Source organism: uncultured Thiocystis sp. (assembly GCF_903866365.1).
Lineage (GTDB): Bacteria > Pseudomonadota > Gammaproteobacteria > Chromatiales > Chromatiaceae > Chromatium.
This window is the reverse complement of record NZ_CAIPNF010000042.1, coordinates 1-5,970: the sequence shown is the minus strand read 5'-3', so window position 1 is coordinate 5,970 and position 5,970 is coordinate 1. Positions and strand designations below refer to the sequence as shown.

The following is a 5,970-nucleotide window of genomic DNA, read 5'->3' as shown; positions in this document are numbered from 1 at the left end:
TATAACCTATTGTTCAATAAGTTAAACCTGGTTATCGGTCAGGCACTATTTAGAACATCGTGGTGTCGGTTCATCCCTGGCGTGGCTGGACCCGCGGGTGGTGCGGTTTCATCCGCATCTCGCCTACTACGAGAACGGGCGAGCGACCGGCCATTACCCGGCCATGCTCGCACGGGTGAGCGATCCGCACGGGAAAGCGGTGACGCTGCATCGAACCTACCTGCACCGCAATGGTGCCTGGAAAGCCACGGTGCCCAGCCCGAAAAAACTGATGCCGCCGGTGGCATCAATGACGGGCGGGGCAATCCATCTCGCGTCGGTTGGCACGGAGATGGGCGTAGCCGAGGGCATCGAAACCGCCTTGGCGGCACGCTGTCTCTCCGGGCAACCGGTTTGGGCGGCGGTCAGTGCGACGCTGCTGGAAAAGTTTAAACCGCCTGCCGGGGTGCGTCAGGTGACGATCTGGGCCGATTTGGATCGCAGCGAAACCGGCGAGAAAGCGGCAGCGGCCTTGCAGGAACGCCTCCTGCGGTCCGGGGTCGAGGCGCGCATCCAACTGCCCGATCGGGCCATTCCCCAGGGACGGAAAGGGGTTGATTGGGCGGATGTCCTCCAGTCAACGCCAACGCCATCGCAAGCGGCTTAGACCGCTCACCAAACCGCCAATCCCCTAACGGGAATTGGCGGTTTTTTGTGTAGTAAAGCACGAATCTTGATTGATGCGTTGACGGGAAGGCGCGTCTACGCGAAATTGCAAGATGTCGAACACAAACGAACCAGATGGCGAGGAGCCGCCCACCGTGATGCACCGTTGGACCAATCCCGAGAAGGCGCGCTGAGCGAGCACGAATCAGTCCTGCCCTTGAACCCCCGATGGGTGAGCATTCGCGTCCGGCTGTTCTCGGTTCCGAGGCGCGCGACCCTGTGAGGGTCACCACGACCTCACGGCGCAACAGATGTTCCTTGGTTGCGGCCGATCGGCCGAATCAGAAAGCCCAGCCTTTGACCATGCAGGAGAGCCGCCCGGGCATTAGGTCAGGCCCAGCGCCTTGAATGCCGCCTGCCGCATGTCACCGAAAAAGACCGGATCGACCTGCTCCAGGACATCTGGATTGACCTCCAGGAACTGACGCTTGTTCTCGATCGGGATGAGCGCGCGCTTGCCGCCGTTGTCCATGGCGACCTGGAGCGGCTCGGTCAGCGAACGCACGGGCTTGATGTTGCCCTGGATGCTCATATCGCCCAACACCAGGAGTGCCGGCTGAGGTGGTGATTTGCGCAACGCTGAGTAGGCCGCAACGAAGAATGCGACGCCGATCTCGGCTTCCACCTTGTTGCCGAGGAGGTCGATGACCTCTACGTGGAAGTCGGAAGTATCCAACTCGCGTGGCACGCCGAAGGCCGTCTTGCTGGCGGACAGATAACTGAAGGCTCGGCTGACTGACTCCTTCATGGCGCCGCTCACTCCGCCTGCCAGCTTGAGCTTGCCAGTCCCGGACGACAGGGTGATCTCGACACGATAGAGACCGACCGTGCCATCACCGCTGACAGACGCGGTGTAGATCGTTCCGGGTGGCAGCGGGTCAGCCGAGATCAGACCCCGTCCTCCCTGCTCGGCCAGTCCCACGAACTTTTCTTCGCCGGTCTCGTTGACGAGATAGCTGAAGGATGTCTGGTAATACTCGAAGGAGCCCATCTTCTTGAGCTGTTCCTTGACTCGGCGGCGACCTTCTAACGCCAATTCCAGCAGTTCGCCGAGATCCTCCCGCGCGACCTGTCCATGGGGGTGCAGGATCTTCACCAGGCCCGAGACGGTACGGCGGACGGCCTTGCGGTCGCGCGCGTTTAGGTGGGAGCCCAATGAGAAATAGTGATCGATGATCTCGGTGAAGTTGTGCTTGCGCAGCTCCCGCAGCGCCTCGGCCAGGTAGTCGATGACGAACCCGTAGTGGTCGGTGAAGTGCTCGTTGCGCATCTTCGGCACTTCCCAGCCCGGCAGGTAGAAATGCAGCCGGTCGATGAAGGCCATGTCGTCGCGGATCACGTCTGGCATGGGTGCGAACAGGTGCCCAGTCTGGACCATGACGTCGATCGGTTGCTGAGTGTTGCCGAACATGGCGATGCTGGCATACCCCGCCATCGCCTCATGGCCGCGCTGGAACTGGCCGGACTCGCAAAAGGTCTTGAGGGTGGTGATGACCTCCTTGGGCATCTTCTGGAGATCGGCCACTTCGTCGAAGCCGACCACATCCCAGATCATCAGCATGCCTTTCTGTTTGCCGTTCATGTGGCCAAACAGATTGGCCACCGTCGTCGGCCCCGTGAGCAGCGCCGCGTAGGGCGACAACTCCTGCACCGCATAGCTCTTGCCCGTCCCGCGTGGACCCAGCTCAACCAGGTTGTAGTTGCGCTCGCAGAGTGGGATGAGTCGACTCAGGAACAGTAGCTTGGTCCGCCGCTCCATGACCGTCGGCTCGTATCCCATGCTGCGCAACACAAAATCCAGCCATTCATCGGTCGTGAATTCGGTGCGCAGCCGCCGATACTCCTCCAGATCGAAGCTCGCGAGCTGGATCGGGGTGAGCTTGTCGATCCAGAAGGGATTTTTGCCTTTGGTCTCCTCGTCGTACTCGAAGCGCATGTCGACCTGCGCCCAGATTCCACCCGTCAGGAGCCGATCAAAGTCTCGCACGTACTGGTCGGGGATATGCACATGGGTATGACCGAAGTTGGTGACCTCGGCCCAGTATTGGGAGTCCACCAAACGGACCTTCACTTTGTCGATGAAGGTGTGCCGCCCATTCTCCTTAACCTTACTCTGCGCCTTGGTGGACTCATCCGGACGGATGTAGTTATCCGCCAGGGTGTCGTTGACCACCTGTAGTCCCATCTGGATCGCTAGATCGTCGGAGGAGGCGCAGTATTTTCCAAGTAGATACTCCAGGACGAAGACCGGGACGTTGGCGCCCACCTTGACCTTGCGCACCAGATCCTTACGGACCACCTTGCCGGCGAAGACCCGGTTAACCTTGTCGTCGAGCGCGTCCCGCGCCAGGGTGTCTTGATTCATCGTGTTAGATTCCCAGCTTCACCGGCAGCTCGTCTGATTCGGCCAGCACGCTGTCCGTGTAGGCATTCAACACCACGACGCGGAGCGACTGGCAGGCGTCGTTGGTCAGCATCATGCCCAGGCTTGCTTCGGACCCCAGCGCCAAGGTCAGAGTACCCTTACCGCGATCGAAATTCCCACCGATCGCCATGCCCGCGCGGCCCACCTCTTCGGCGCCAGCGATCAGGACGACGCGCAGCACCAGCGATTCCGTCGCGAGCAGATCCCCGGTCGCGGCCAGTTTAAGTCCGAAGGTGCGGTTGGTCACCGCCGCCGGATAACCCTCGATGCGTACCTGCACGCCGGGCACGTCCGCCAGTTTACCGGCCGCCAGGCGCAGACTGATGACCGGGATTGCGAGCTCCTGCAGGCTGTAGCCGCCATGATGAAAGCTCAATCCGCCGCCCGCCTTGAACACCCCCAACCCGACCGGGAAGACGAAGTCCAGGTCGGTGCTGAGCCCAAGCTCTGCTCCCGTCAGGCGCACGGTTCCAGCCGGCGTGCTGCCCCCATGCCCGATCCAGCAGCGCCGGTGCAGATCGAGGGTGGTGCCGCCGGGGTTATCCGTCTTCATGTCGTCGTCCTTGCGGATGGCGAACTGGTGGCCATGGTCGGCGGTGATGACGAAGTGCTCGATCCCGGCCGCCGCGAGTTTCTTCACCGCCCGGGCGAGGTTGCCGATCACGGTGTCCATGACCTGCCGAGCGAGCAGATCGCCGTCCATCTCACCCACGAAATCGATCTCCTGGGAGCGGATCAGGATCAGGGTGGCCGTCCCGATCTCTTTGCTGATCTTTGCCGGGGAGGTGCCGAGCAGCTTGCCCAAGGTCATCTCCACCGCGTCCGGCACCTTGGCCTTGAGGAACTTCATCCGCTCGGCGGAACTCACCATGGTGGTGCCTTCGATGGACGCCGCCAGTTTCCCCTTGGTGTCCACCAGGTCAAAGCTGGCCGAGGCGCCCGGCAACAGGGCCGCCATGCCCACGGGGGTGATCGAGGGTAAGGCCGCGACCGCTGCTTGCACCCGCAGATCCTTGGCCCCCTCGATCTGGCGCGCCAGGTCCACGCCCATCTCGTAGCGCATGGCGTCAACCAGGACGTAGGCGACCCGCCCGCCCATCGCCTGCACGACCTCTGGATAGACGCGGGTCTGATGCAGCGTTCCAGGGACCGTCCAGGCGGCGGCCGCGAGCGCCTTGGCAAAGCCGTCTGCCATCGCCCGCAACAGGTGCTCATGTTCCAGCCGGATGACCGCCAGGGCCTGCTCGGCCTCCGGCTCGTCATCCATCCGCGCGACCCAGGCTTCCAATTGACGCTGGAGCCTGTCGGCCCGGTGCCAACCCTCCTCGGCGGTGTAGGCGGCGAACCATTTGGCGGGATCGGTCCCCATCCGGCCCAGTGCCGTGCGGACCCGCTCGATCTCCAACCCCAGCTCGGCCATCAGCCGGGCCGCTTCCCACTGGGCCTGACGGCGCCAGTCGCGGTCGACCCAAAAGCTGTGGTCACGCGCGGTGACGACGCTCAAGGCCGCTGAATAGTCCTTCCCGACGATCAGCGCCGCGGCATGGGTGAGTAACCGCGCCTCTTCGAACCGGAAGGTATCGATCGACCCGAGGTGGGCGGCCTCGACGCCGGCCGCCGCGAGCCCCAGGTTTTGCTCCACGGCATCGGCCAGATCCACATAGGCTTCCGCATGGCGCTGCCGCAAGCCCTCTGCAACATCACGGAGACGCTCGGTCTGCTCCTTGCCCGGTGGGCTGGGAATCATGCCGATCGACGTAGGCGGCACGCAGGAGAGATCCGCACGAAACTCATTGACCAGGACATAGCGGATGGTCCGCTCCCGCGCCTGAGCGAGACTGATCTCGGCCGGAAGCTCCAGACCCAGGCGGACGCTGATCAGCTTGAGCAACTCGGGCAGCGCCTCTTTCTCCAGGATCGGCGCATCCTTGACGTCAGAAGCCAGCCAGTGGGTGAGCAGGGCTTCGCCTTGGGCACCGCCAAACAGCGTATGCAGTACCGAGGCCGTCTGGCCGCTCTGCCCCAGGAAGGCGACGATGTCGTCATAGGTCACCGCAGCCGGCCGCAGCATCTCGTCGATCTGCCCATCGGTGAAGCACTGGCGCAGCACGTTCAGGGCCAGGCGCTTGAGCTGCGGCTCGTAACAGGTCCCGGCCCGCTCCAGCTCCATTAGCACCGAGCCGGCGCGATCCCGGGCGATGCCCGGTAGGTACAGGATCAGGGGCTCCGGCTGGTCAGCCGACACGATCGGTTCGACCATCGTCCGCAAGCCGAAGAAGCTACCGGCGTAACGGGCGAGAAAGGCAGTGCGGGTGCCGATGGTCACGCGCGGCAGGGGATTGCTGTCCTGCGGTTCCAACTCCCGGTCGAAGAACGGGTTGAACTCGTTGCGTGGGTCGTAGAACACGACGACCGAACGCTTGCGCAGCAGGTCATCCAGGTGCTCGCAGAGATAGTCGTGGAAAGCGTGCATCAGGCGTCTCCAGCGAGCAGCCGGCCTTGACGGCGTAGCTCCATCGCGACGAATGGAGACTCCTTCATCAACCGGGCGAATGAAACCTGTTCCTCCCAATAGCTCACGGCATCCTCCTCGCGGGCCGATCGGAGGTCATCAAGCCTGAGCCGATCGATCGTGTTCTGGATCTGTTGGCGAATAGCCTCCGTCAGCCCGTGCGCCGGAAGAATCTGGAATCCTACGAGTTCTAGGGCGTGTCATCAATTGTAGTTGTGTGGGAATATTGTCGCCCGACCACTTCAAAATGAACGAGGAGCCCGGATGACTCAGCGTCGCTATGCCCTGCGTGACGATCAATGGGAGCGGATCAAGAACCTCCTGCCTG

General features: G+C 62.6%; 3 protein-coding genes. 1 reads left to right on the top strand and 2 read right to left on the bottom strand.

The window, feature by feature from the left end; genetic code table 11:
* Positions 1 to 100: 100 nt before the first annotated feature.
* Positions 101 to 646, top strand: a complete 546-nt coding sequence (locus QZY07_RS02375) for a toprim domain-containing protein (RefSeq protein WP_295399499.1) — start codon at positions 101 to 103, stop codon at positions 644 to 646.
* Positions 647 to 1,030: 384 nt separating this feature from the next.
* Here the strand turns inward: QZY07_RS02375 and brxL are convergent, their stop codons facing one another.
* Positions 1,031 to 3,070: a protease Lon-related BREX system protein BrxL gene (gene brxL, locus QZY07_RS02370; RefSeq protein ID WP_295399498.1), complete on the bottom strand. Its 2,040-nt coding sequence runs from the start codon at positions 3,068 to 3,070 to the stop codon at positions 1,031 to 1,033.
* Positions 3,071 to 3,074: 4 nt separating this feature from the next.
* On the bottom strand, positions 3,075 to 5,603 hold the full coding sequence (locus QZY07_RS02365; RefSeq protein ID WP_295399497.1) for a PglZ domain-containing protein: 2,529 nt from the start codon (positions 5,601 to 5,603) through the stop codon (positions 3,075 to 3,077).
* Between the last annotated feature and the right edge of the window lie 367 nt (positions 5,604 to 5,970).

Excerpts from the sequence above, each read along its gene's own strand:
- brxL (WP_295399498.1), bottom strand. The coding sequence starts at position 3,070 with ATGAATCAAGACACCCTGGCGCGGGACGCGCTCGACGACAAGGTTAAC.
- QZY07_RS02365 (WP_295399497.1), bottom strand. The coding sequence starts at position 5,603 with ATGCACGCTTTCCACGACTATCTCTGCGAGCACCTGGATGACCTGCTG.